Origin of the sequence: Sneathiella sp. (assembly GCF_036844445.1) — a bacterium.
Taxonomy (GTDB): Bacteria; Pseudomonadota; Alphaproteobacteria; order Sneathiellales; family Sneathiellaceae; genus Sneathiella.
Window position 1 is genome coordinate 1 of the sequence record NZ_DAIUFV010000010.1, and the last position, 22,082, is coordinate 22,082.

Below are 22,082 nucleotides of genomic sequence, written 5' to 3' on the forward strand. Positions count from 1 at the left end.
TTTGACTTCTGTGCATGACAAGAAGTGCTGAGATCAAACGTTTTAAGGGCATTTGGTGGATACCTTGGCGCATAGAGGCGATGAAGGACGTGGCATGCTGCGAAAAGCTTCGGGGAGGTGCAAGCAACCTTTGATCCGGAGATATCCGAATGGGGCAACCCCCCCTTTTTAGGGGATCGTTACCTGAATCTATAGGGTAGCGAGGCGAACCCGGCGAACTGAAACATCTAAGTAGCCGGAGGAAAGGACATCAACAGAGACTCCGTTAGTAGTGGCGAGCGAACGCGGACCAGGCCAGTGGCCTTATTCAAACAACCAGAACCGTCTGGAAAGGCGGGCCAGAGTGGGTGATAGCCCCGTATGGGTAATGTTGGATAAGGTCCTTGAGTAGGGCGGGACACGAGAAATCCTGTCTGAATATGGGGGGACCACCCTCCAAGCCTAAGTACTCCTATGCGACCGATAGTGAACAAGTACCGTGAGGGAAAGGTGAAAAGCACCCCGACAAGGGGAGTGAAAGAGAGCTTGAAACCGGATGCCTACAATCAGTCGGAGCCTCTTTATGAGGTGACGGCGTACCTTTTGTATAATGGGTCAGCGAGTTAATCTTTGCAGCAAGCTTAAGCCGGTAGGTGTAGGCGCAGCGAAAGCGAGTCTGAACAGGGCGCTTTAGTTGCAGGGATTAGACCCGAAACCGGGTGATCTAGCCATGAGCAGGTTGAAGGTGTGGTAACACGCACTGGAGGACCGAACCCACCAACGTTGAAAAGTTGGGGGATGACTTGTGGCTAGGGGTGAAAGGCCAATCAAACTCGGAAATAGCTGGTTCTCCGCGAAATCTATTTAGGTAGAGCGTCCTGTATCATCTTCGGGGGTAGAGCACTGGATGGGCTAGGGGGTCCCAACGACTTACCAAACCTAACCAAACTCCGAATACCGAAGAATGCAGCAGGGCAGACAGGCATTGGGTGCTAAGGTCCGATGCCGAGAGGGAAACAGCCCAGACCGCCAGCTAAGGTCCCCAAGTCATGGCTAAGTGGGAAAGGATGTGGGAAGGCCAAAACAACCAGGAGGTTGGCTTAGAAGCAGCCATCCTTTAAAGAAAGCGTAATAGCTCACTGGTCTAGATAAGCCGGCCTGCGCCGAAGATGTATCGGGGCTAAAGCCATGCACCGAAGCTGCGGATTCAGCCATTAGGCTGAGTGGTAGCGGAGCGTTCCGTAAGCCTGTGAAGGGTAACCGCGAGGTTGCCTGGAGGTATCGGAAGTGAGAATGCTGACATGAGTAGCGAGATGAGTGTGAGAAACACTCACGTCGAAAGTCCAAGGGTTCCTGCGTAAAGCTAATCTGCGCAGGGTGAGCCGGCCCCTAAGGCGAGGGCGAAAGCCGTAGTCGATGGGAAAGAGGTTAATATTCCTCTGCCTGCTGGAAGTGACGAATAGGGTAGATGGTGAGCTCTTATTGGATTGGGCTTGCTGTGAACCTGTTCCGGGAAATAGCTCCAGCGTATAGACCGTACCCCAAACCGACACAGGTGGACTGGTAGAGTATACCGAGACGTTTGAGAGAACTATGTTGAAGGAACTCGGCAAAATGACCCCGTAACTTCGGGAGAAGGGGTACCTCTCATCGGGCAACCGGTGGGGGGTGGCACAGAATTGGGGGTGGCGACTGTTTATTAAAAACATAGGACTCTGCGAAGTCGCAAGACGACGTATAGGGTCTGACGCCTGCCCGGTGCCGGAAGGTTAAAAGGAGGGGTGCAAGCTGCGAATTGAAGCCCCGGTAAACGGCGGCCGTAACTATAACGGTCCTAAGGTAGCGAAATTCCTTGTCGGGTAAGTTCCGACCTGCACGAATGGCGTAACGACTTCCCCGCTGTCTCCAACATAGGCTCAGCGAAATTGAACTCTCCGTGAAGATGCGGAGTACCCGCGGTTAGACGGAAAGACCCCGTGCACCTTTACTATAGCTTTGCAGTGGTATCAGGATTTGACTGTGTAGAATAGGCGGGAGCCTTTGAAGCGATGACGCCAGTTGTCGTGGAGGCGCCTTTGAAATACCGCCCTTTTGACTTTTGATATCTAACCGCGGACCGTTATCCGGTTCCGGGACCCTGCATGGTGGGTAGTTTGACTGGGGCGGTCGCCTCCCAAATGGTAACGGAGGCGCGCGATGGTTGGCTCAAGCTGGTCGGAAATCAGCTGCTGAGTGCAATGGCATAAGCCAGCCTGACTGCGAGACTGACAAGTCGAGCAGAGACGAAAGTCGGTCATAGTGATCCGGTGGTCCCGCGTGGAAGGGCCATCGCTCAACGGATAAAAGGTACGCCGGGGATAACAGGCTGATAATGCCCAAGAGTCCATATCGACGGCATTGTTTGGCACCTCGATGTCGGCTCATCTCATCCTGGGGCTGGAGCAGGTCCCAAGGGTATGGCTGTTCGCCATTTAAAGAGGTACGTGAGCTGGGTTTAGAACGTCGTGAGACAGTTCGGTCCCTATCTGCCGTGGGTGTAGGATATTTGAGAGGAGCTGCCCCTAGTACGAGAGGACCGGGGTGGACGTACCTCTGGTGGACCTGTTGTCACGCCCGTGGCACTGCAGGGTAGCTAAGTACGGACGGGATAACCGCTGAAAGCATCTAAGCGGGAAGCCCCCCTCAAAACCAGATATCCCTTGAGAGCCGTGGAAGACCACCACGTTGATAGGCTGGAGGTGGAAGTATGGCAACATACGGAGCTGACCAGTACTAATCACTCGATCGGTTTGATCCCAGTGCTTCAGTTTTTTGTAGACCCTCAAACGCCGGGCGCGGACCTCCGTCCGCTTGGCTTTCGTCGCAGGGGCGACGGGCTGCAGTCGCAGCCTTGAAAGAGGTCCCACAGCTGTACGGCGGCAAGGCCGGCAAGCAAGGCGCTTCAGCGTCTGCAAAAAACACCATGCACAGTAGTCAAATCAGAAGAAGGCACTACCCAAATTGATCTTCATCCCGAGGCTTTAGCCTCGGCAAGGCCAAGGGCCGCCGGACCGCATGGTCCGAAAGCCTAAGCGGGCGGAGGCCCGCGCCGGCGATTGAGGCAAAACAAAGCTCCGAGGCAACGCCTCGGCAAGGCCGACCGGCCGCCGGACCGCATGGTCCGAAAGCCTAAGCGGGCGGAGGCCCGCGCCGGCGATTGAGGCAAAACAATAAAGGATGTATTCACAGCTGTTCTTTGCCGGCCTGGTGGCTATGGCGGGAGGCCTGCACCCGATCCCATCCCGAACTCGGTCGTGAAAACTCCCAGCGCCGATGGTACTTTGTCTTAAGGCACGGAAGAGTAGGTCGCTGCCAGGCCCGCAAAGAACAGCAACTCCTCATCACAATGTCAGCAGACAACACCCGTACCGCCATCAGCCTGAAAGCCGTGAAACACGCACGGACAACGCCTGAAACCCAACAACAAAATCACCGCGGGGTGGAGCAGCCCGGTAGCTCGTCAGGCTCATAACCTGAAGGTCAGAGGTTCAAATCCTCTCCCCGCAACCAATAATATCAACGGCTTAGCAATAAAACGCTAAGCCGTTTTTTGTTGGGTGAGATACCAATGGGCTCCCGATCAGAAGCGATAGGGAGGTAGAATTCTGCGTTAGCTAGCTAGTCTCATTACATCATCTTTGGAATATACTCGAGATAGATGCGCGTTCTGGTTTGCCGAACCCAAACCAAGAAAGAATATATGGAATTCTTATTCGTGTTATGAGAGGGTGCTGTTATGTGGGGGAATCAAAGGCAACTTATAAAATGAGTAACTTGACTGACATAGACAAGCGATATTTGGAAAGAATTCTTGATATGGGTAGTGGATACGTACTGGACTACAGCGATGCCACGTACGGGGAGTTCTTTTCGCGATACAAAATAGATATTCATAGTCATCGATATCAGATTTATGGAACCTCAAAAGCAAAGAAAATGAGGGCTTTTTGGGAACTGGAGCCGGACTATGTGGTCGCTCCTGTTTTGGCGGAAATGCTCGCTTCATATGAGGCTAATTGTGAATTGAATGGGCGCGTGCCCGCAAAGGAAGTACTTGAGAAAGCGAAAGCCGCTGTCGCTCGGCTTGGTGGAAAAGAAGCCAACCATCAGAACGTTGAAAGTGAAGACAATTTCTTAAACAAAGAATTCATAATCCCTAGTCTGGATAAATTGCCTATTGAAGCTCAAGTCGTAAAATTAGTTGAGCAAAGACTTACCGAAGCACAAAAAGCGATGAATGCGGGCGCGTATTTATCGGTGATCTTTATGTGCGGAAGTGTGCTTGAAGGGGTGCTACATCACAAAATTGCCTGATCGGACCTATGCGTTGTCCTGAATTTCATCGCCCCCCCCCCCTCACTTCGGTGCGGTAAAAATAAAGAACGCGCCGGCGGCGATGAGGGCGAAGCCGCCGAGGTGGTGGAGGGTGATTTTTTCGCCGAGGTAGAGCACCGAAAAGCCGACGAAGACGAGCAGGGTGATCACTTCCTGGATGGTTTTGAGCTCGGCGGCGCTATAGACGTGATAGCCGATGCGGTTGGCGGGTACCGCAAAGCAATATTCGATGAGCGCAATTCCCCAGGAGACGAGGATGACGAGCCAGAGGGCGGCCTGCGGGAATTTGAGATGCCCGTACCAGGCGAAGGTCATGAAAATATTGCTGAGGGCAAGTAGCAGGATCGGCGTCAGATACGGGATAAACGGCACGGCGGGAGCTCCTTCTGTTTGGCGCGAAGTCTAGCATTCGCCAGGGCGCCGATAAAGCGCGATCCGCAAATCCGGGCGGCGCGGCGAGGGGAGCCGGCGCCGTCTCTCGCCGGTCCCCGCGGCATGCGGGGCGCCTCGCGGTCTCCGGCCGCTGGACCGTCACGGATGGGGAGGCGCGGCTGGCACTTATCTTTCTGTCGCGGCCGGAGACGGTGATTGACCGCATGGGGCAGGAGTGTTCTATATTCCTCATCAAATCTGCCGGGCGGCCTTTTGTTTCCCGTCCGGCGCATGAGGATATTGAATGGGTTTTGTCTGGTTTACACTCGGTGCCCTTGCGCTCTTCGGGCTGCTCTCCCTCCTCGCGGCCTATATGTATGGGCATTTTGCGCGGCAGGCGCGCGGGCCCGTCTCCCGGGTGCTGCCGCGCGAGGCGGAGGCGACGCTGTTCGATCGGCAGATCGGGCCGCTGACGGGCGCGCATATCGGCGAGAGCGGCCTTGTCATGCTGGCGTCAAATCTCGATGCCTTTGCCGCGCGCGCTTTTTCCGCCCGCTTCGCGGGCCGCTCGCTCGATCTGATGTATTATATCTGGAAGTCGGATCTCACGGGCCGGCTTCTGCTCAACGAGGTGCTGGCGGCGGCGGAGCGGGGCGTGCGCGTGCGGCTGCTGCTTGATGACATCGGCATCGACAACGGCGACGCGACGCTGCTCGCGCTCGCCTCGCACCCCAATATCGAGCTGCGCCTCTTCAATCCGACGCAGACCCGCGACAGCACGCTCCGGCGCGGCATCGAGATGGCGCTCCGCGCCTTCAGCGTTACCCGGCGGATGCATAACAAGGCGTGGATCGTCGATGGCCGGCTGATGATCGCGGGCGGGCGCAACATTGGCGATGAATATTTCGATGCGACGGAAGCCTCCACCTTCCGTGATCTCGATCTGCTGGCGATCGGCGAGGTGGTCGAAGCGGGGGAGACGATGTTCGACAGCTTCTGGAACAGCGGCTTTGCGCTTCCCGTCACCGCGCTTGGCGGCGCGGCGGGAACGACGCTCGCGGCGCTGCGCACGCGGCTTCAGCATAACGCGGAGGGTGCGGCGGCGGAGCCATACCTCTGCCGCGTCCGCGATCGGCTGTCGCTCGTCGATTTCATGCGCGTGAGCCCAATCCACTGGACCACCGAGGCGCGGCTTCTATATGATCGCCCCGAGAAGGTAATGGGGGAATTTGTGGACAACGGACTGATGCGGGAGCTTGTTCCGATCTTTCGAAAGGCGAGGGCGCGCATCGATATCACTTCGCCCTATTTCATTCCGGGAGAGGAGGGGACGCGTGAATTCAGGGCGCTCTCCGGGGGCGGCGTTGCCGTGCGTATTCTCACCAATTCGCTCGCGGCGACCGACGTTGCAGCGGTGCATGGTGGCTATGCGCCCTACCGCGCGCCGCTGCTGGCGGGCGGGGTCGCGCTTTATGAGCTGCGCCGCGCCTTTGACCGGCGCAATATGTCGCTGCGCGGTTCGAGCCGCGCGAGCCTGCATACGAAGGCCTTCACGGTCGATGACCGGATCGGCTTTATCGGCTCGCTCAATTTCGACCCGCGCTCCTCCTCCCTCAATACCGAGATGGGCATTCTCTTTGAAAACGCGGGGCTTGTCGGCGCCATGCAGCAGCTTTTCGAGGCTGAAATTTCGGATGAGACGAGCTATGCTCTCGCGCTTGGCGAGACTGGCAGGCTTGAGTGGCGGACACGCATCCGCGGCGACGTCGTGACCTTTGATCGCGAGCCGGACGTCGGGCTGTCAAGGCGACTGATCGCCTGGGCGGTCGGTCTGCTGCCGATCGAATCGCAGCTTTAAGAGGGATTGGAAAGAGGATGGATGAAAGAGCCGGAGCGGAACGCAGCGTATGATCCAGATTGACGCCTTCCTTTCCTTCAACATTGCGGTTGTACTGCTCTTGCTCGGCAAGGCGATTACGCTGCGGAGCGAATGGCTCCGCCGCTATTCGATACCCGAGCCTGTCGTCGGCGGCGTCCTCTGCGCGGCGCTTGTTGCGGGCCTGCATGTCGCGTTTGACTGGCAGATCGAATTCCATCTCGAGATGCGGGATTTTATGCTGCTCGTCTTTTTTGCCGGCATCGGTCTCGGCTCGGAGATCTCGACGCTGCGCAAGGGCGGCCGCCCGCTGCTCATCCTGCTGCTGCTTGCGAGCGGCTATATGATCGCGCAGAACCTGCTCGGCATATCGGCCGCGACGCTGTTCGGGCTGGAGCCGCGCGCCGGGCTGATGGCGGGATCGATCTCGCTGACCGGCGGCGTCGGCACAACCACCGCCTGGGCGCCGATTTTTGTCGAGCAGCTCGGCATCGACAATGCCATGGAGCTCGGCATCGCCAGCAATATGGTCGGCATGATCGCGGCCTGCGTCATCGGCGGGCCGATCGCGGCCTTCCTGATGCGCCGTCATCGCGTACAGCCGTCGCAGGATACCGATCTCGACATCGGCGTTCCGCATGATACGGTTGTGAAGCGCATCGACTATTTCGGCATCCTCTGGTCGATCCTGATCCTCAATCTCGCGGTGATGCTGGGGCTTGGCCTGCATGCGCTTCTGGAGGGGACGGGGCTGACGCTGCCGACCTTTGTCAGCTGCCTGATCGCCGGCATCCTGCTCCGCAACCTCGGCGGGCCCGTCTTTCGCCGGCACGGACCGCGCAACCGGCGCAGCATCTATCTCGGCTTCTCGCTGATCTCCGATCTTGCGCTTGGCCTCTTTCTGACGATGGCGCTGATGGGGTTGCAGCTCTGGCGGCTCGAAGGGATCTTCGTCTTTATCGCGGTGGTGCTCGCGCTGCAGATCCTGATGACGATCCTGTTCACGATTTTCGTCGTGTTCCGCGCCATGGGTGCGGATTACGAGGCGACCGTCATTTCGGCGGGCTTTGGCGGCGTTACTCTCGGCTCCACCGCCACCGCCATCGCCAATATGACCGCGGTGACGCAGCAATATGGCGCGGCGCACCGGGCGTTCATCATCGTGCCCGTCGTCTGCGGCTTTTTCATCGACATCGTCAACGCCCTGATCATCTCCGTCTTTGTCGGCTGATCTGGGGCCGCAGCGGGCGAGGGGGGATCAGCTCAGGTGACGCCGAGCGCGTCCATCGCTTCGGCGACCCGGACGAAGCCGGCGATATTGGCGCCCAGCACATAGTCGCCCGGCGCGCCATATTCATCCGCCGTTGCCGCGCAGAGGTCATGGATATTGTCCATAATGCCGGCGAGGCGGTTTTCGGTTTTCTCGAACGTCCAGCTATCGCGCGAGGCATTCTGCTGCATCTCGAGCGCCGAGGTGGCGACGCCGCCCGCATTGGCCGCCTTGCCGGGCGCAAAGAGGACGCCGGCTTCCTGGAAGAGGCGCACGGCATCGGGGGTCGAGGGCATGTTGGCGCCTTCGCCAACGGCAAGCACGCCGTTCTCGATCAGCATCTTGGCATCCTTGCCGGTCAGCTCGTTCTGCGTCGCCGAGGGCATCGCAACGTCGCAGGGCACGGTCCAGATAGAGCCCGCCTCCTTGTAGCGCGCGGAGCCGCCCTTGCGCAGCACATAGGTTGAAATCCGCTCACGGCGGACTTCCTTGATTTCCTTGATAAGGTCGAGATCGAGGCCGTTCTCGTCATAGACGAAGCCGTTCGAATCGGAGCAGGCGATCACCTTCGCGCCGAATTCGATGAATTTCTCCATGGTGTAGATGGCGACGTTGCCCGAACCCGAGACGACAACCTTCCTGCCTTCGAGATCCAGCCCTTTGATCTGCATCATCCGCCGCACGAAATAGGCGGCGCCATAGCCGGTCGCCTCTTTGCGGGCGCGGCTGCCGCCGTGGAACAGCGCCTTGCCGGTCAGCACGCCGGCCTCGTAGCGGTTGGTCAGCCGCTTGTACTGGCCGAACATATAGCCGATCTCGCGCCCGCCAACGCCGATATCGCCGGCCGGCACGTCGACATATTCCCCGATATGGCGGTGCAGCTCGGTCATAAAGGACTGGCAGAAGCGCATGATTTCCGTCTCGCTCCGCCCGCGCGGGTTAAAGTCCGAGCCGCCCTTGGCGCCGCCGATCGGCAGGCCGGTCAGGGCGTTCTTGAACGTCTGCTCGAAGCCGAGGAACTTGATGATCCCGACATTGACGGAGGGGTGAAAGCGGATGCCGCCCTTATAGGGGCCGAGTGCGGAATTGAACTGCACCCGAAAGCCGCGGTTGATCTGCACCTGACCGTGATCGTCGATCCACGGCACGCGAAAGATGATCTGCCGCTCGGGTTCGCAAATCCTCTCGATCAGCGCGTTGCGGGCGTAATGCGGGCGTTTGGCAATGACCCGGCCGACGCTTTCAAGAACTTCGCGCACCGCCTGATGAAATTCATGCTCGCCGGCATTGCGGCGCAGAACGTCATTGAGGATCGGCTCCAGCTTCTCATCGACATTGACCAAAATCAGTCTCCAGTATTCTTTGGTTATCTTCTTGCGCACACTGTTTAGGCCAATCGCAGCGCAAAATGAATAACTATTTTGCGCCAGCACCATTGTTTTTTTTGAATACCCCCCATCAGCGGCGCGCCTTGCGGCGGAAGAAGGCTCCGCCGCCGCGCGTCAAAGATAAGCGGCGCCATCACCGCCGCCGGCTGCAGACTAGGAGCTTCTCTCGTTGCGGGTCATGTAGAGGGAGAAGAGGATGCCGATGCTCAGAATGCCGACGGTAATGCCGAGCGACCATTCGGGCGGGAATTTGTGCCAGCCCATGAAATCCGCGATAAACATCTTCGAGCCGATGAAGATCAGGAGGATCGAGAGCGCATATTTCAGATAGCTGAACCGCCGCAGGATGGCGGAGAGCGAGAAATAGAGCGCGCGCAGGCCGAGGATGGCGAAGATATTGGAGGTATAGGCGAGGAAGAGGTCGGTCGTAATGGTAAAGACGGCGGGCACGGAATCGACCGCGAAGATAATGTCGGCAAGCTCGATCAGCACCAGCGCGAACAGGAGCGGGGTCGCATACAGCACCATCTTGCCGCTTTTTGGATGCGGCTCGCGGACGACGAAACTGTGGCCGTGCAGCGTGTTGCTGATGCGGAAGTGCCGCTTCAGGAAGCCGATCATTTTATTCTGCGACAGGTCCGGCGCCTCGTCGGAGGCGAACATCATCCGCACGCCGACGACGATCAGGAATACCGCGAAGATATAGAGCACCCATTCATAATGCTGTACGATCGTCGCGCCGACGCCGATCATGATGCCGCGCAGCACGATCACGCCGAGGATCCCCCAGAAGAGGACGCGGTGCTGATATTGTGCGGGAATGGCGAAATAGCTGAAAATGAGGGCGATGACGAAGAGGTTATCCATCGCCAGCGTTTTTTCGACGATAAAGGCGGTAAGATACTGCGCCGTCGCTTCGCCCCCCATCTGCCACCAGATAAATCCGGAAAAGGCGAGGCCGAGCGCGATATACATGGCGGAGAGGCCGAGACTTTCGCCGATGCCGATGACATGGTCGTCGCGGTTCAGAACCCCAAGATCGAAAATCAGAAGGCCAAAAATGATGGCCATGAACAGCAGCCACATCCAGAGCGGCTTGCCAAGGACGGATAACAGAAGCAGTTCCACTCGACACCTCGCGGCAAAGGCGCCGGTGATCACGGGTACGCAGGGGCCCCGGCTCACCAGCCAGATACAATGCGGTCCGACATCACGACAGGGTCTCCATCGCCAGAGGGGCCCGGGCCAGCCACGCACACATATGTCGGCAAAAAACATTTTCAATGGCCGTCATCACAGAAAAGTCAACTTTTTGTGAAACATCGGCCGGGTAGGGGCGGTGAGGCGGTGAAATGCGGCCCCGCAGCCCCGAGGGGACGCGAAAAATCGCGAACTTGTTGATTTTCGATCACGAATATCGACCGGTATACGTATTTTCGGGATCTCGCCGGTTGTCTTGAATAGTGATTTTCAGTACTTTAATTATGCTTATCGGTCTTCCCGACACATGGAGAAATTCTGACGTTGCCTGAGAGGGCGGAGCGACGGGGCTAAGGTGTGTACGCAGGCTAACAATTAATGAGTTTCGGAATTTATGCCGCCCGCAACATTGATCGAACATAACCTGCTGTTACTTCTGGCGCTGCTGCCTTTTATCGGCGCGATCTTCGCCGCGACCATTCCGGGCCAGACGCGCACCGCCGCCGCGACGCTTTCCGCCCTCACGCTCTTTAGCGCGCTCGTTGTTCTCTGGGGGCTGATGCGGCGGGTGATCAATGAAGGGGTGGTGACCAGCAATCTCGAATGGGCGCCGACGGTGGGGCTGGAGCTGACCTACCGGATTGACGGCTTCGCGATGTTTTTTACGGCGCTCATCCTTATCCTCGGGTTGCTGATCGTCCTCTATTCGCGCTTTTACATGTCCAAAAGCGATCCGCAGCCGCGCTTTTACAGCTTTCTGCTGATCTTCACCGGCGCGATGATCGGCATCGTCATATCCGGCAACATCCTGATGCTGTTCGTCTATTGGGAGCTGACGTCGATCATGTCCTTCCTGCTGATCGGCTTCTGGCATGAACGCGCCCCGGTCCGCGAAGGCGCCAGAACGGCGCTGATCGTCACTGCCGGCGGCGGGCTTTGTCTGCTTGTCGCGGTGCTGCTGCTCGGGTCCATGCTCAACAGCTATTCGCTGGATGCGGTGCTGCAATCGGGTGATGTGATCCGCGCCCATCCGCTTTATCCGGTCATGCTCACCCTGTTCCTGCTCGGCGCCTTCACCAAATCGGCGCAGTTCCCCTTCCAGTTCTGGCTGCAGGGCGCGATGGTGGCGCCGACGCCGGTTTCGGCCTACCTGCATTCGGCGACGATGGTGAAGGCGGGGGTGTTCGTGCTGATCCGTTTCTCGCCGGCGCTTGGCGGCACGGAGATGTGGTTTCACATCGTCACCGGCGTCGGCATGGCGACCTTCGTGCTCGGCGCGTTCGTCGCGCTCTTTCGCCACGACCTTAAAGGGCTTCTCGCCTATTCGACGATCAGCCATCTTGGCATGATCACCGCGCTTTCGGGGATGGGATCACCGCTCGCGATCTTTGCCGCAATCTTCCATATCGCCAACCACGCGGCCTTCAAGGCGGCGATGTTCATGACGGCGGGCATCATCGATCACCAGACCGGGACGCGCGACATGCGCCGCCTCAGCGGGTTGATCCGCGTCATGCCGATCACGGCGACGCTGGCCATCCTCGCGACCGCCGCGATGGCGGGGATCCCGCTCTTTAACGGCTTTCTCTCGAAAGAGATGTTCCTTGGCGAGGCGTTGCAGCCCTTCGATGGTTCGCTGCTCGCACGGGCGCTGCCCTGGGCCGCGCTGATCGGCGCGATCTTTTCCGTCGCCTACTGCGCGCGCTTCCTGAAATCGGTGATTTTCGGCCCGCCGGCGACCGACCTTCCCGAAACCCCGCATGAGCCGGCGCACGGCCTTCGCATGCCGGTGGAACTGCTGGTGACCGTCTGCATCATCGTCGGGATTGCGCCCGCGATGACGCTGCAGCCGATCATCAATCTCGCCGCCGCCTCGGTGATGGGGCCGGCATTCGAGGTGCAGGAAATCCATATCTGGCACGGCATTACGCCCGCCCTCATCATGAGTGTCGCGGCGCTTCTTCTTGGCGGGCTGATCGGCGTTATCTTTGCAAAAAGCATCGCCCGCGGGCCGGAGGGGCCGCCGCTTATCCACCGTTTTCAGGTTGTGCGCGCCTATGAATGGCTGCTGCTGACCTTCAGCTGGCGCGTGCCGCGCGTGGCGGAGCGGATCATGGGGACTGACCGGTTGCAGCCGCAGCTTCGCCTGCTGGTGGTGCTTGCCATCGGCTTCGTCATCGCCTCGCTCTGGAACGGCTTTCAGATTATCGACAATCCCGTCCAGAACCCGCCGAGCCTCGCGTTCGGGCTGATGTGGCTGGTCGGGGCGGCCTGCGCCATCGGCGCCGCGCTCCAGGCGAAATACCACCGCCTTGCCGCGCTTGTCATGCTGGGCGGAGCGGGGATCATCACCTGCCTGACCTTCGCCTGGTTCTCGGCGCCTGATCTGGCGGTGACGCAGCTTCTGGTGGAGATCGTGACGACCGTTCTGCTGCTGCTCGGCCTTCGCTGGCTGCCCAAGCGCAAGACGGAGATTGTCGGCGATCGCAAGTTCGTCGCGCAGTTCCGCCGCCTGCGCGATTTCGTCATCGCCCTGATCGCCGGCAGCGGCCTTGCCATCATCGCCTATACCATGATGACCCGGCCGCTGATCCCGAGTATCGGCGACTGGTTCCTTGAACATGCCTATCACGAGGGCGGCGGCACCAATGTGGTGAACGTCATCCTCGTCGATTTCCGCGCCTTTGATACCTTCGGCGAGATCACCGTCCTTGTTGTGGTGGCGCTCACCGTCTACGCCCTGCTGCGTCGTTTCCGCCCCTCCGCCGAGGGGATCCCGGCGCCCGAGCAGCAGCGCAACACGGGGCCGAACGCGCTTCGCAACTATCTGCATATCCCCTCGGTCATCATGAGCTGGATGTTCCCGGTGCTGATCGTGATTTCCGCCTATCTCTTTTTCCGCGGCCATGATCTGCCGGGCGGCGGCTTCTCGGCCGGCGTCACCCTCGCGATCGGCATCCTGTTGCAATATATGGCGAGCAATGTCCGCTGGCTCGAGGCGCGGCTGATCGTGCTGCCGATCCGCTGGATGGGGTTCGGGCTGCTGATTGCCGGGCTCACCGGCCTCGGCGCGCTGCTCTTCGGCTATCCGTTCCTGTCGCAGCATTCGCGCTATCTCGAGCTGCCGCTGATCGGCCGGACCCCGGCGGCGACGGCGCTTATCTTTGATCTTGGCGTCTATGCGGCAGTGCTCGGCGCCACCGTCCTGATGCTGATCGCCATCGCCCACCAGACGCTCCGCGCGGCGCGTCTTCGCGAGTTGCAGGAGGAGGCGGCGGCCGCCAAGGCGGCGAAGGCGGAGGCCGCAAACGCCGCGGCGGCGCTTGAGGGCGCCGCGAGCGAACCGACGGGAGCCGCCTGATGGAAATGATCCTTGCGCTTGCCATTGGCGTTCTTACCGGCTCCGGCGTCTGGCTGCTGCTCCGGCCGCGCACCTATCAGGTGATCGTCGGGCTCTGCCTGCTCTCATACGCGGTCAATCTCTTTATCTTCTCGATGGGGCGGCTTAATCCGGGCGTGGCGCCGATCATGCCGCGCGACGGGCTGATCGACCCGACGCAATATGCCGATCCGCTGCCGCAGGCGCTCGTTCTGACGGCCATCGTCATCAGCTTCGCCACAACCGCGCTGTTCCTGGTCGTCCTGACGGCGGCGCGCGGCCTTACCGATACCGATCATGTCGACGGAGAGGAGCCGCGCGAATGATATCCTTCCCCGTCCATCTGGTCATCGCGCCGATCCTGATCCCGTTTATCGCGGGCGCGATCATGCTGCTTTATGACGATCGTCAGCGAAAGGCCAAGATCGGCCTCGGCGTCGTTTCGGTCGTCCTGCAGATCGCCGTCGCGATCGAGCTTGTCGCCATCGCGAAAAGCAGCCTGCCGGTCGTCTATCATCTCGGCGACTGGCTCGCGCCCTTCGGCATCGTGCTCGTGCTCGACCGGCTGTCGGCGATGATGCTTGTGCTCAGCAGCGTGCTCGGCCTCGCCTCGCTCGTCTATGCCGCGGCCGCCTGGCACCGGCAGGGGCAGCACTACCATTCACTCTTTCAGTTCCTGCTGATGGGGCTGCACGGCGCGTTCCTGACTGGCGATCTTTTCAACCTCTTCGTCTTTTTCGAAGTGCTGCTCGCCGCCTCCTACGGGCTGTTGCTGCACGGCTCGGGGCAGGCCCGCGTCAAGTCGGGGCTGCATTATATCGCCATCAACCTGACGGCCTCGCTCTTCTTCCTCCTCGGCGCGAGCCTGATCTACGGCCTGACCGGCACGCTCAACATGGCCGATATCGCGCGCATTTTCGCCCAGCTGCCGCCGGCCGACCGTCCGTTCTTCTATGCCGCCATCGCCTTTCTCTCGCTCGCTTTCCTCGTCAAGGCGGGGAGCTGGCCGCTCTGCTTCTGGCTGCCCGCCGCCTATATGGCGGGCGCGGCGCCGGTCGGGGCGATGTTCGCCATCATGACCAAGGTCGGCGTCTATGTCGTCCTCCGCCTCGCGATGCTGGTGATCGGCACCGGTGGCGATGCGGAGCAGGGGCTGGCCGGGGAGATCATCATCGCCTGCGGCTTTGTGACCATCGCCTTCGGAACGGCCGGACTGCTCGCCTCGCAGCTTCTGGCGCGGATGGCGAGCTTCCTCGTCCTTATCTCCTCGGGCACCGTGCTGACCGTCATCGGCTTCGCGCTTGAGACGCAGACGACCGCGATGCTGACCGGCGCGCTCTATTACCTTATCATCTCGACGCTGGCGCTTGCCGCGCTGTTCCTGCTCAGTGAGCCGATGAACCGCGACGATGGCGGTTTCGCGGCGATGCTCGCGCTCACGGCCGAGACCTACGGTTTCGAGGATGAGGAAATGCGCGAGGTGACGCCGGCGCGCTCCATGCCGGGGGCGACGACGCTGCTCGCGCTCAGCTTCCTGATCTGCGTGCTGGTGCTGGCCGGGATGCCGCCGCTCGCCGGCTTTATCGGAAAGATGACTATTCTCGGCGCCGCTTTCGAGTTGCAGGTGTTCAGCCCGGCGGTGATCTGGACGTTCGTCCTGCTGCTTGTCGTTTGCGGTTTCGCCGCCATGATCGGGCTCGGCCGTGTCGGCATCCAGACCTTCTGGGGCACGGATGATCCGCCGCAGCGGGTGCCGGTGCTGGAAATGGCGCCGGTGCTGTTCCTCGTCTTCATGATGGTGGTCTTTACCTTCGCCGCCGAGCCGGTGCTGCGCTACATGGCGGAGACGGCGCAGGCGCTTGAGACGCCGTCGCGCTATATCGACTCGACCCTGATCGTCGAGGAAGCGCCCGCCACGCGGCCCGAGACGCAGTCGATGCCGCCGGGACCGCCCGGAACCTCGCCGCTGAAGGTCGAGCCCATGCCAGAGGCGCCGGCGCCGGAGCGGCAAAGGGAGGAGCCGTGATGCTGCGCCGCTTTCTGCCCTATCCGCTGCTGTTCCTCTGCCTCGTGCTGATGTGGCTGGTGCTGACGCGGTTCTCGCTCGGCCAGCTGTTGCTCGGCAGCGCCATTGCCATGATCGCAACGCATATGATGGCGCGGCTGCAGCCGGCGCGCCCGCGCATCCGCCGGGTGGGGAGCGCGGTGAAGCTGTTTGTCTTTGTCTTTCTGGACATCATCCGCTCGAATATTTCCGTCGTCTGGCTTATCCTGACCAACGGGCGCCATGGCCGCCGCCGCTCGGCCTTTGTGCCGCTGCAGCTTGAGCTGCGCGATCCGACGGGGCTCGCCATCCTCGCGATGATCATCACGGCGACGCCGGGATCGGCCTGGATCGAATACAGCGCCGACACCGATCTGCTTGTCGTGCATGTCTTTGACCTGATTGATGAAGAAATCTGGCATGACCAGATCAAGGGACGCTACGAAACGCTGCTTCGGGAGATATTCGAATGAGCGAGATCATCATGAATGCCGCCCTGTTCTACGCCCATTGCGCGCTCGCCCTTGCGGCCTGTTTTGCCGGATATCGCATTCTGCGGGGGCCGCGGGCGCAGGATCGCATCCTTGGCCTCGATGCGCTCTATGTCACGGTGATGCTTCTGTTTCTCGTCGTCGGCATGCGCCTCGGCTCGATCTTCTTCTTCGAGGCGGCGATGGTGATCGCCGTCATGGGGTTTGTCGGGACGGTGGCGCTTGCCAAGTTCCTCTATCGCGGCGAGGTGATCGAATGACCGATTTCTCGACCCTGCCGCTCTGGATCGTCATTCCGGTCGCCTCCTTTCTCGTCCTCGGCTCGACGCTGACGCTGATCGGCACCATCGGGCTTGCGACCTTGAAGAGCTTTTACGACCGGATCCATGCGCCGACGCTCGGCACCAGCTGGGGCACGGCGGGGATTGTCATGGCGTCGATGCTGTTCGGCAGCTATATTGAAGAGCGCGCCGTGATCCACGAGATTATTCTCGGCATCTTTATCACGATCACGACGCCGGTGACGCTGGTGCTGCTCGGCCGGGCGGCGCTGCATCGCGACCGGCTTGAGAAATCGGCGCAGCTTCCCGACCGGATGCTGGACATGCCGGAGGCGGAAGAGCAGGGCCGCCCGGCGGACTAGCGCATGTTACGATAAATAAAGGAAGGATCACAACCCTATGGCCCGCAATGTATTTTTCATGATATCCATTGGCGGTCTGCTGGCAATCTTTCTGCTCCAGTTCCTCTGGACGCCGATCGTCTATCTTCTCTGGATCCTGGTGCCCTATATCCTGCTTGGCATCTATGACATGAATTTCTCGCGCCATAACGTGCTGCGCAATTATCCCGTCATCGGCCATATGCGCTATCTGCTGGAGTTCATCAGCCCGGAGATCCAGCAGTATTTCATCGAGACCAACGAGAGCGGCCGCCCCTATAACCGCCTGCAGCGCAGCATGGTCTACCAGCGCGCCCGCCGCGTTCTCGACAGCCAGCCGTTCGGAACCCAGTCGGACCTGCTCGAGGTCGGCTACCAGCGCGCCAGCCATTCGCTCGCGCCGCGCAATGTGATGGCGGAGCATCTGCGCATCGATGTCGGCGGGCCGCAGTGCAGCAAGCCCTACAACGCCTCGCGTCTCAATATCTCGGGCATGAGCTTCGGCGCGCTTTCCTCGACCGCGATCCATGCGCTGAACGCCGGCGCGCGGCGCGGCAATTTCGCCCATAACACCGGGGAGGGGGGCATCAGCCCCTATCACCTTGCGGGCGGCGGCGATCTTATCTGGCAGATCGGCACCGGCTATTTCGGCTGCCGTGCCGAGGATGGCGGCTTCGATCCCGAGAAATATCGCGAGAAGGCGAACTGGGATATCGTCAAGATGATCGAGCTGAAGCTGAGCCAGGGCGCCAAGCCCGCGCATGGCGGCGTCCTGCTTGGCGTCAAGGTGGATGAGGAAGTCGCGAGCATCCGCGGCGTTCCCATCGGCAAGGACGTGCTCTCGCCACCGGCGCACAGCGCCTTCTCGACGCCTGAGGGGCTGCTCGAATTCGTCGCCCGCCTGCGCGAGCTGTCGGGCGGCAAGCCGGTCGGCTTCAAGCTCTGCATCGGGCGGCGGAGCGAGTTTATGAGCATCTGCAAGGCGATGCTGAAAACCGGTATACTGCCCGATTTTATCACCGTTGACGGGGCGGAGGGCGGCACCGGCGCCGCGCCCGTCGAATATTCCAACCGTCTTGGCGTGCCGCTCAACGAGGCGCTCATCTTCGTGCATAACTGCCTTGTCGGCATCGGCCATCGGAGTGACATCCGCATCATCGCGAGCGGCAAGGTCGTCTCCGGCTTTGACATGCTGGAAAAGATCGCGCTCGGCGCTGATATGTGCAACGTCGCGCGGCCGATGATGTTTGCGGTTGGCTGCATCCAGTCGCTGCGCTGTCACAACAACACCTGCCCGACGGGCGTTGCGACGCAGGACCCGGTCCGCGCCCGCGCCATCAACGTCGCCTACCGCCAGCAGCATGTGACCAACTATCACGCCGCGACGGTCGAGAGCTTCCGCGAGCTGGTCGGCGCGCTCGGGCTGGAGCGGCCCGAAGAAGTCGGCCCGCAGCATATCTTCCAGCGGCTCGCCGATCAGTCCGAAAAGACCACCGCCGAGATCAATGAATATCTCGACAAGGGCGAACTACTCTCCGACACTATCCGGCCGAGCTATCTGGTCGACTGGCAGCGGGCGCGGGCCGAAGCCTTTTAAGGCGGATCAGCGCGGCCGACAAAAAACGGCGCCCGGGACGGGCGCCGTTGCTGTGTAGGGCAAATGTGTACGCCTCAGCAGTAGCGTTCGATCCCGATTACCTGCTTGTCCGAATAGCGCGCGCCATGGGCGAAGCCGACGGGGAGGATCTTCTCGATCTCGGCAATCTCCGCAGGCGAGAGGGGAAGCGCCGCCGCCGCGGCGATCTCCTCAAGATGGACGGCGCTGCGGGTGCCGGGGATCGGGATCATGTCGCCCGATTGCGCCAGCACCCAGGCAAGGGCGAGGGCAGCGGGCGAGACGCCCTTGTCGGCGGCGTAGCGCTTGAAGGGCTCGACCGCCTTGACGTTGAAGCTGAAGTTCGGCTCGGTAAAGCGCGGATTATGCTTTCGGAAATCCGTATCGCCAAAGGTCGTGGGATCGAGCGTCTCGCGCCCGAAAATGCCGCGCCCGAGCGGCGAGAAGGGGACAAACGTCACGCCAAGCTCGCGGCAGGCCTGCACCATGCCAAGCTCCGGCAGCCGCGTCCAGAGCGAGTATTCGCTCTGCACCGCCATGACCGTGCCCACCGATGCAGCGCGGCGGAGCGAGGCCGGCGAGATTTCCGAGAATCCGAAGCCGCCGATCTTGCCCTCCTGTTTGAATTTCATCAGCGTGCCGACGACATCCTCGATCGGGATCGTCTGGTCGCGCCGGTGGATGTAGTAAAGTGCCACATGATCGACGCCAAGACGTTTAAGTGATCCTTCAAGTTCGGCCCGTAAATAGGCTTCATTGTTATCAAATCCACGAGTTTTTGCGACCGGATCGATCTTGATCCCGCCCTTGGTCGCAATCGTAAAAAAGCCGGGATTGTCCTTGATAAAGGCGCCGATGACCTCCTCGCTCCGGCCCATGCCGTAGATGTTAGAGGTGTCGAGAAAATCAATCCCGAGATCCATCGCCTTTTTCAGCGTCGCATGGCTCTCCGCCATGTCGGTCGGCCCGTAAAATCCGGCAAAGCTCATGCAGCCAAGGCCGATTGCCCCCACCTTCAGTCCGTCAGTTCCAAGCGGTCGTTTTTGCATATTTTATGATCCTTTTAATTTCCGCGTCTTGTATTTCTCATAAATCCGTTCCTATGCTAGGGTCAAGGCGCGACGGATAAAAGAACAGAAGGAGGCGAGCCGTGCACACCCTAGAATTTTTCTTCGATTGTTCCAGCCCCTGGACCTATCTCGGCTTTGAAAGCCTGCAAAAGCTGCATGGCCGGCATCCGGATGTCGATATCCAGTATCGCCCGTTCCTCGTCGGCGGCATCTTCAACACCATCAACCCGTCGGTCTATGCGACGCGCCAGAACCCGGTCAAGGAGAAGATCCGCTACCAGAAAAAGGATCTCAGGGACTGGGCCGAATATGTCGGCATCGACGTCAAGCATATGTCGGAACTGCCGGTCTTCCCCGTCAACAGCGTGAAGGCGATGCGGGGCGCGTTTGTCGCGATGGAGGAGGGCTGCCTCGTCCCTTACGCGCGGCGGGTGTTCCAGATTTACTGGAGCGAGGCAAAGGATATTTCAAAGGACGAGGTGCTGCGCGACGTGCTGGCCGATGTCGGGCTGGAGGCGGAGGCGTTTTTCGCCAAGATCAACGATCCCGCCTATAAGACGCGGCTGAAAGACAACACCGATGAGCTGATCGCGCGCGGCGGTTTCGGCACGCCGACGGTCTTCCTCGACAAGCATGACATGTTCTTCGGCAACGACCGCTTCCCGCTCATCGAAGCCAAGCTCGGCCGGGCGTGAGAGGGGCGGGCATGATCGATCTTTACTACTGGCCGACCCCGAACGGCTGGAAAATCTCCATCGCGCTCGAGGAGATGGGCGTGCCGTATCGCGTCGTCCCCGTCAATATCCAGAAGGGGGAGCAGTTCGCGCCGGAGTTCCTGAAAATCAGCCCCAACAACCGCATGCCGGCGATTGTCGATCATGCCCCGGCCGACGGCGGGCCGCCCATCTCGGTCTTTGAGACCGGGGCGATTTTGCTCTATCTCGCGGACAAGACGGGGAAATTCATCCCCGCCGATGTGCGCGGGCGGGTTGAGGTCACCGAATGGCTGATGTGGCAGATGAGCGGCCTTGGCCCGATGCTCGGCCAGAACGGCCATTTCAAATTCTACGCGACGGAGCAGATCCCTTACGCGCAGGAGCGATATTCGACCGAGGCGCTCCGCCTCTATGACGTGCTGGACCGGCGGCTTGAGGGCCGCGACTATATCTGCGGCGCGTATTCCATCGCCGATATGGCCTGCTGGCCGTGGATCCTGACCTACAAGAAGCAGGAGATCGACCTTGGCGAATTTCCGAATATCCGCGCCTGGTATGACCGCCTGAAGGCGCGCCCGGCGCTCCGGCGCGGCTATGAGGTCGGGCGCGACATCAGCAAGCCGACCGGCGTCTGGTCGGATGAGGCGCGCAAAAACCTGATGGCGCAGCGCGTGCCGCGCCGGGACTGAGCGGTGGGCGCTCTCGCCGTCTATGGCGGGCTGTTCCTGTCGGCATTGGTCTCGGCTACGATCCTGCCCGGCACGTCCGAGGCGGCGATGGTGCTTCTGCTGAATGAGGGGAAGGGGACGGCGCTGCTGCTTTTCCTCGCGGCGACGGCCGGCAATGTGCTGGGCTCCATCCTCAACTGGATCGTCGGCCGCTTCTTCGCCGATTACCGCGGCCGTAAATGGTTCCCCGTCAAGGAGGACACGTATGATCGCGCCGTTATATGGTTTGAACGCTACGGGAAATGGTCGCTGCTTTTTGCCTGGGCGCCGATTGTTGGCGATCCGCTAACGCTGGTGGCGGGGGCGCTCCGGGTCAGGTTCTGGTTCTTTCTGCCGCTCGTGCTGATCGGCAAGGCGGGGCGATATTTCGTCGTCCTGCAGGCGGCGCTGCTGGTCATCGACTGACGCGCGCTGACGTTGCGCCAGGCGTAATCTCAAAAGGGAAGGGCGCGGCGGGCGATGGCTGGTCCCGCCGCCCGGTCTCAGTCGCGCAGATCGGCTTCGAGATACTGGCCTGCCGTCCAGCCGGTCATCCCGTTATATTCGATATTGCACCATTTGCGGCGCGTTTCGACTTTACGGATGGCGGTGGTCGAGTCTTTCCACTCCAGATACGGCATGCCGACATGGCAGCCGAGATTGACGATCCCTTGCGCATCGGCGGTCAGCGCACCGACCTTCTTGCCTTTGAGCGACGGATCCTGGCGGACGTTCAGCGTCCCGCCCGGCTGCATATTGACGCGAAAATAGCTCGGCTCCTCGTCATCCGAATTTTCCGCAGCGATGGCGGGCGCGGCGGCGATGAGGGCGCTGAAGCCGATTGCGAGGACGCCGCATGCGATGGTCGCACGCAACGTGGTTTTAGCGGCGTTGATAGGATGAGAAAAGGAACTCACGGTAATCCCCCTCGACTGGTAAT

Annotated in this window: 18 protein-coding genes, 1 tRNA gene and 2 rRNA genes; 16 read left to right on the forward strand and 5 right to left on the reverse strand. The window is 60.4% G+C overall.

Annotation, left to right across the window (positions count from 1 at the left end):
• Positions 1-31: 31 nt before the first annotated feature.
• The 4 genes from V7Z56_RS15385 (at position 32) to V7Z56_RS15400 (ending at position 4,332) form a co-directional block, all read left to right on the forward strand.
• A 23S ribosomal RNA gene (locus V7Z56_RS15385) occupies positions 32-2,776 on the forward strand.
• Positions 2,777-3,221: 445 nt separating this feature from the next.
• A 5S ribosomal RNA gene (gene rrf / locus V7Z56_RS15390) occupies positions 3,222-3,336 on the forward strand.
• Positions 3,337-3,451: 115 nt separating this feature from the next.
• A tRNA-Met gene (locus V7Z56_RS15395) sits at positions 3,452-3,528 on the forward strand.
• A 255-nt stretch (positions 3,529-3,783) separates the two neighbouring features.
• A complete protein-coding gene (locus V7Z56_RS15400) occupies positions 3,784-4,332 on the forward strand; it encodes a hypothetical protein (RefSeq protein WP_334130452.1) in 549 nt (182 codons plus the stop codon).
• Positions 4,333-4,374: 42 nt separating this feature from the next.
• Here the strand turns inward: V7Z56_RS15400 and V7Z56_RS15405 are convergent, their stop codons facing one another.
• A complete protein-coding gene (locus V7Z56_RS15405) occupies positions 4,375-4,725 on the reverse strand; it encodes a DMT family protein (protein WP_334130454.1) in 351 nt (116 codons plus the stop codon).
• Positions 4,726-5,029: 304 nt separating this feature from the next.
• Here V7Z56_RS15405 and V7Z56_RS15410 point away from each other — a divergent pair, with 304 nt between their 5' ends.
• Both V7Z56_RS15410 and gltS read left to right on the forward strand, forming a co-directional pair.
• Entirely contained in the window at positions 5,030-6,583 is a 1,554-nt protein-coding gene (locus tag V7Z56_RS15410) for a phospholipase D family protein (RefSeq protein ID WP_334130455.1), read from the forward strand.
• 49 nt (positions 6,584-6,632) lie between these two features.
• Complete coding sequence (gene gltS, locus V7Z56_RS15415) at positions 6,633-7,832, forward strand: sodium/glutamate symporter (protein ID WP_334130456.1); 1,200 nt, start codon at positions 6,633-6,635, stop codon at positions 7,830-7,832.
• 32 nt (positions 7,833-7,864) lie between these two features.
• Here the strand turns inward: gltS and gdhA are convergent, their stop codons facing one another.
• On the reverse strand, positions 7,865-9,214 hold the full coding sequence (gdhA, locus tag V7Z56_RS15420) for an NADP-specific glutamate dehydrogenase (protein ID WP_334130457.1): 1,350 nt from the start codon (positions 9,212-9,214) through the stop codon (positions 7,865-7,867).
• Positions 9,215-9,412: 198 nt separating this feature from the next.
• A complete protein-coding gene (locus V7Z56_RS15425; protein ID WP_334130458.1) occupies positions 9,413-10,387 on the reverse strand; it encodes a TerC family protein in 975 nt (324 codons plus the stop codon).
• Between the two features lie 481 nt (positions 10,388-10,868).
• On the opposite strand from V7Z56_RS15425, the gene V7Z56_RS15430 reads away from it, so the two are divergent.
• From V7Z56_RS15430 to V7Z56_RS15460, 7 genes are read left to right on the forward strand one after another with little or no spacing between them, the layout of a single operon-like run.
• A complete protein-coding gene (locus tag V7Z56_RS15430) occupies positions 10,869-13,820 on the forward strand; it encodes a monovalent cation/H+ antiporter subunit A (RefSeq protein WP_443023823.1) in 2,952 nt (983 codons plus the stop codon).
• Entirely contained in the window at positions 13,820-14,164 is a 345-nt protein-coding gene (locus V7Z56_RS15435) for a Na+/H+ antiporter subunit C (RefSeq protein ID WP_334130460.1), read from the forward strand. The genes V7Z56_RS15430 and V7Z56_RS15435 overlap by 1 nt, the downstream gene beginning before the upstream one ends.
• Positions 14,161-15,864: a monovalent cation/H+ antiporter subunit D gene (locus V7Z56_RS15440; RefSeq protein WP_334130461.1), complete on the forward strand. Its 1,704-nt coding sequence runs from the start codon at positions 14,161-14,163 to the stop codon at positions 15,862-15,864. Before V7Z56_RS15435 ends, V7Z56_RS15440 begins: the two co-directional genes overlap by 4 nt.
• A 2-nt stretch (positions 15,865-15,866) precedes the next feature.
• Positions 15,867-16,355: a Na+/H+ antiporter subunit E gene (locus tag V7Z56_RS15445; protein WP_443023824.1), complete on the forward strand. Its 489-nt coding sequence runs from the start codon at positions 15,867-15,869 to the stop codon at positions 16,353-16,355.
• Positions 16,352-16,633, forward strand: coding sequence for a K+/H+ antiporter subunit F (locus tag V7Z56_RS15450; RefSeq protein WP_334130463.1), 282 nt, complete (start codon positions 16,352-16,354; stop codon positions 16,631-16,633). The genes V7Z56_RS15445 and V7Z56_RS15450 overlap by 4 nt, the downstream gene beginning before the upstream one ends.
• Positions 16,630-17,016 carry a monovalent cation/H(+) antiporter subunit G gene (mnhG, locus tag V7Z56_RS15455; RefSeq protein WP_334130464.1) on the forward strand — a complete coding sequence of 129 codons (387 nt, stop codon included), beginning with the start codon at positions 16,630-16,632 and terminating at the stop codon, positions 17,014-17,016. The genes V7Z56_RS15450 and mnhG overlap by 4 nt, the downstream gene beginning before the upstream one ends.
• 37 nt (positions 17,017-17,053) lie before the next feature.
• Positions 17,054-18,631, forward strand: coding sequence for an FMN-binding glutamate synthase family protein (locus V7Z56_RS15460; protein ID WP_334130465.1), 1,578 nt, complete (start codon positions 17,054-17,056; stop codon positions 18,629-18,631).
• A gap of 74 nt (positions 18,632-18,705) precedes the next feature.
• Here the strand turns inward: V7Z56_RS15460 and V7Z56_RS15465 are convergent, their stop codons facing one another.
• A complete protein-coding gene (locus tag V7Z56_RS15465; protein WP_334130466.1) occupies positions 18,706-19,698 on the reverse strand; it encodes an aldo/keto reductase in 993 nt (330 codons plus the stop codon).
• A 101-nt stretch (positions 19,699-19,799) separates the two neighbouring features.
• Between V7Z56_RS15465 and V7Z56_RS15470 the strand changes: the two genes are divergently transcribed.
• From V7Z56_RS15470 to V7Z56_RS15480, 3 genes are read left to right on the forward strand one after another with little or no spacing between them, the layout of a single operon-like run.
• On the forward strand, positions 19,800-20,414 hold the full coding sequence (locus V7Z56_RS15470; protein WP_334130467.1) for a 2-hydroxychromene-2-carboxylate isomerase: 615 nt from the start codon (positions 19,800-19,802) through the stop codon (positions 20,412-20,414).
• Between the two features lie 11 nt (positions 20,415-20,425).
• A complete protein-coding gene (locus V7Z56_RS15475; RefSeq protein ID WP_334130468.1) occupies positions 20,426-21,124 on the forward strand; it encodes a glutathione S-transferase N-terminal domain-containing protein in 699 nt (232 codons plus the stop codon).
• 3 nt (positions 21,125-21,127) lie between these two features.
• A complete protein-coding gene (locus V7Z56_RS15480) occupies positions 21,128-21,568 on the forward strand; it encodes a YqaA family protein (protein ID WP_334130469.1) in 441 nt (146 codons plus the stop codon).
• A 77-nt stretch (positions 21,569-21,645) separates the two neighbouring features.
• Here the strand turns inward: V7Z56_RS15480 and V7Z56_RS15485 are convergent, their stop codons facing one another.
• Positions 21,646-22,059, reverse strand: a complete 414-nt coding sequence (locus V7Z56_RS15485) for an SH3 domain-containing protein (RefSeq protein ID WP_334130470.1) — start codon at positions 22,057-22,059, stop codon at positions 21,646-21,648.
• Between the last annotated feature and the right edge of the window lie 23 nt (positions 22,060-22,082).

What these genes read in the sequence shown, in the direction of transcription:
- V7Z56_RS15410 (WP_334130455.1), top strand. Translation starts at nt 5,030, where the DNA reads ATGGGTTTTGTCTGGTTTACACTCGGTGCCCTTGCGCTCTTCGGGCTG.
- gltS (WP_334130456.1), top strand. Translation starts at nt 6,633, where the DNA reads ATGATCCAGATTGACGCCTTCCTTTCCTTCAACATTGCGGTTGTACTG.
- V7Z56_RS15435 (WP_334130460.1), top strand. Translation starts at nt 13,820, where the DNA reads ATGGAAATGATCCTTGCGCTTGCCATTGGCGTTCTTACCGGCTCCGGC.
- V7Z56_RS15460 (WP_334130465.1), top strand. Translation starts at nt 17,054, where the DNA reads ATGGCCCGCAATGTATTTTTCATGATATCCATTGGCGGTCTGCTGGCA.
- V7Z56_RS15400 (WP_334130452.1), top strand. Translation starts at nt 3,784, where the DNA reads ATGAGTAACTTGACTGACATAGACAAGCGATATTTGGAAAGAATTCTT.
- V7Z56_RS15475 (WP_334130468.1), top strand. Translation starts at nt 20,426, where the DNA reads ATGATCGATCTTTACTACTGGCCGACCCCGAACGGCTGGAAAATCTCC.
- V7Z56_RS15450 (WP_334130463.1), top strand. Translation starts at nt 16,352, where the DNA reads ATGAGCGAGATCATCATGAATGCCGCCCTGTTCTACGCCCATTGCGCG.
- V7Z56_RS15465 (WP_334130466.1), bottom strand. Translation starts at nt 19,698, where the DNA reads ATGCAAAAACGACCGCTTGGAACTGACGGACTGAAGGTGGGGGCAATC.
- V7Z56_RS15440 (WP_334130461.1), top strand. Translation starts at nt 14,161, where the DNA reads ATGATATCCTTCCCCGTCCATCTGGTCATCGCGCCGATCCTGATCCCG.
- mnhG (WP_334130464.1), top strand. Translation starts at nt 16,630, where the DNA reads ATGACCGATTTCTCGACCCTGCCGCTCTGGATCGTCATTCCGGTCGCC.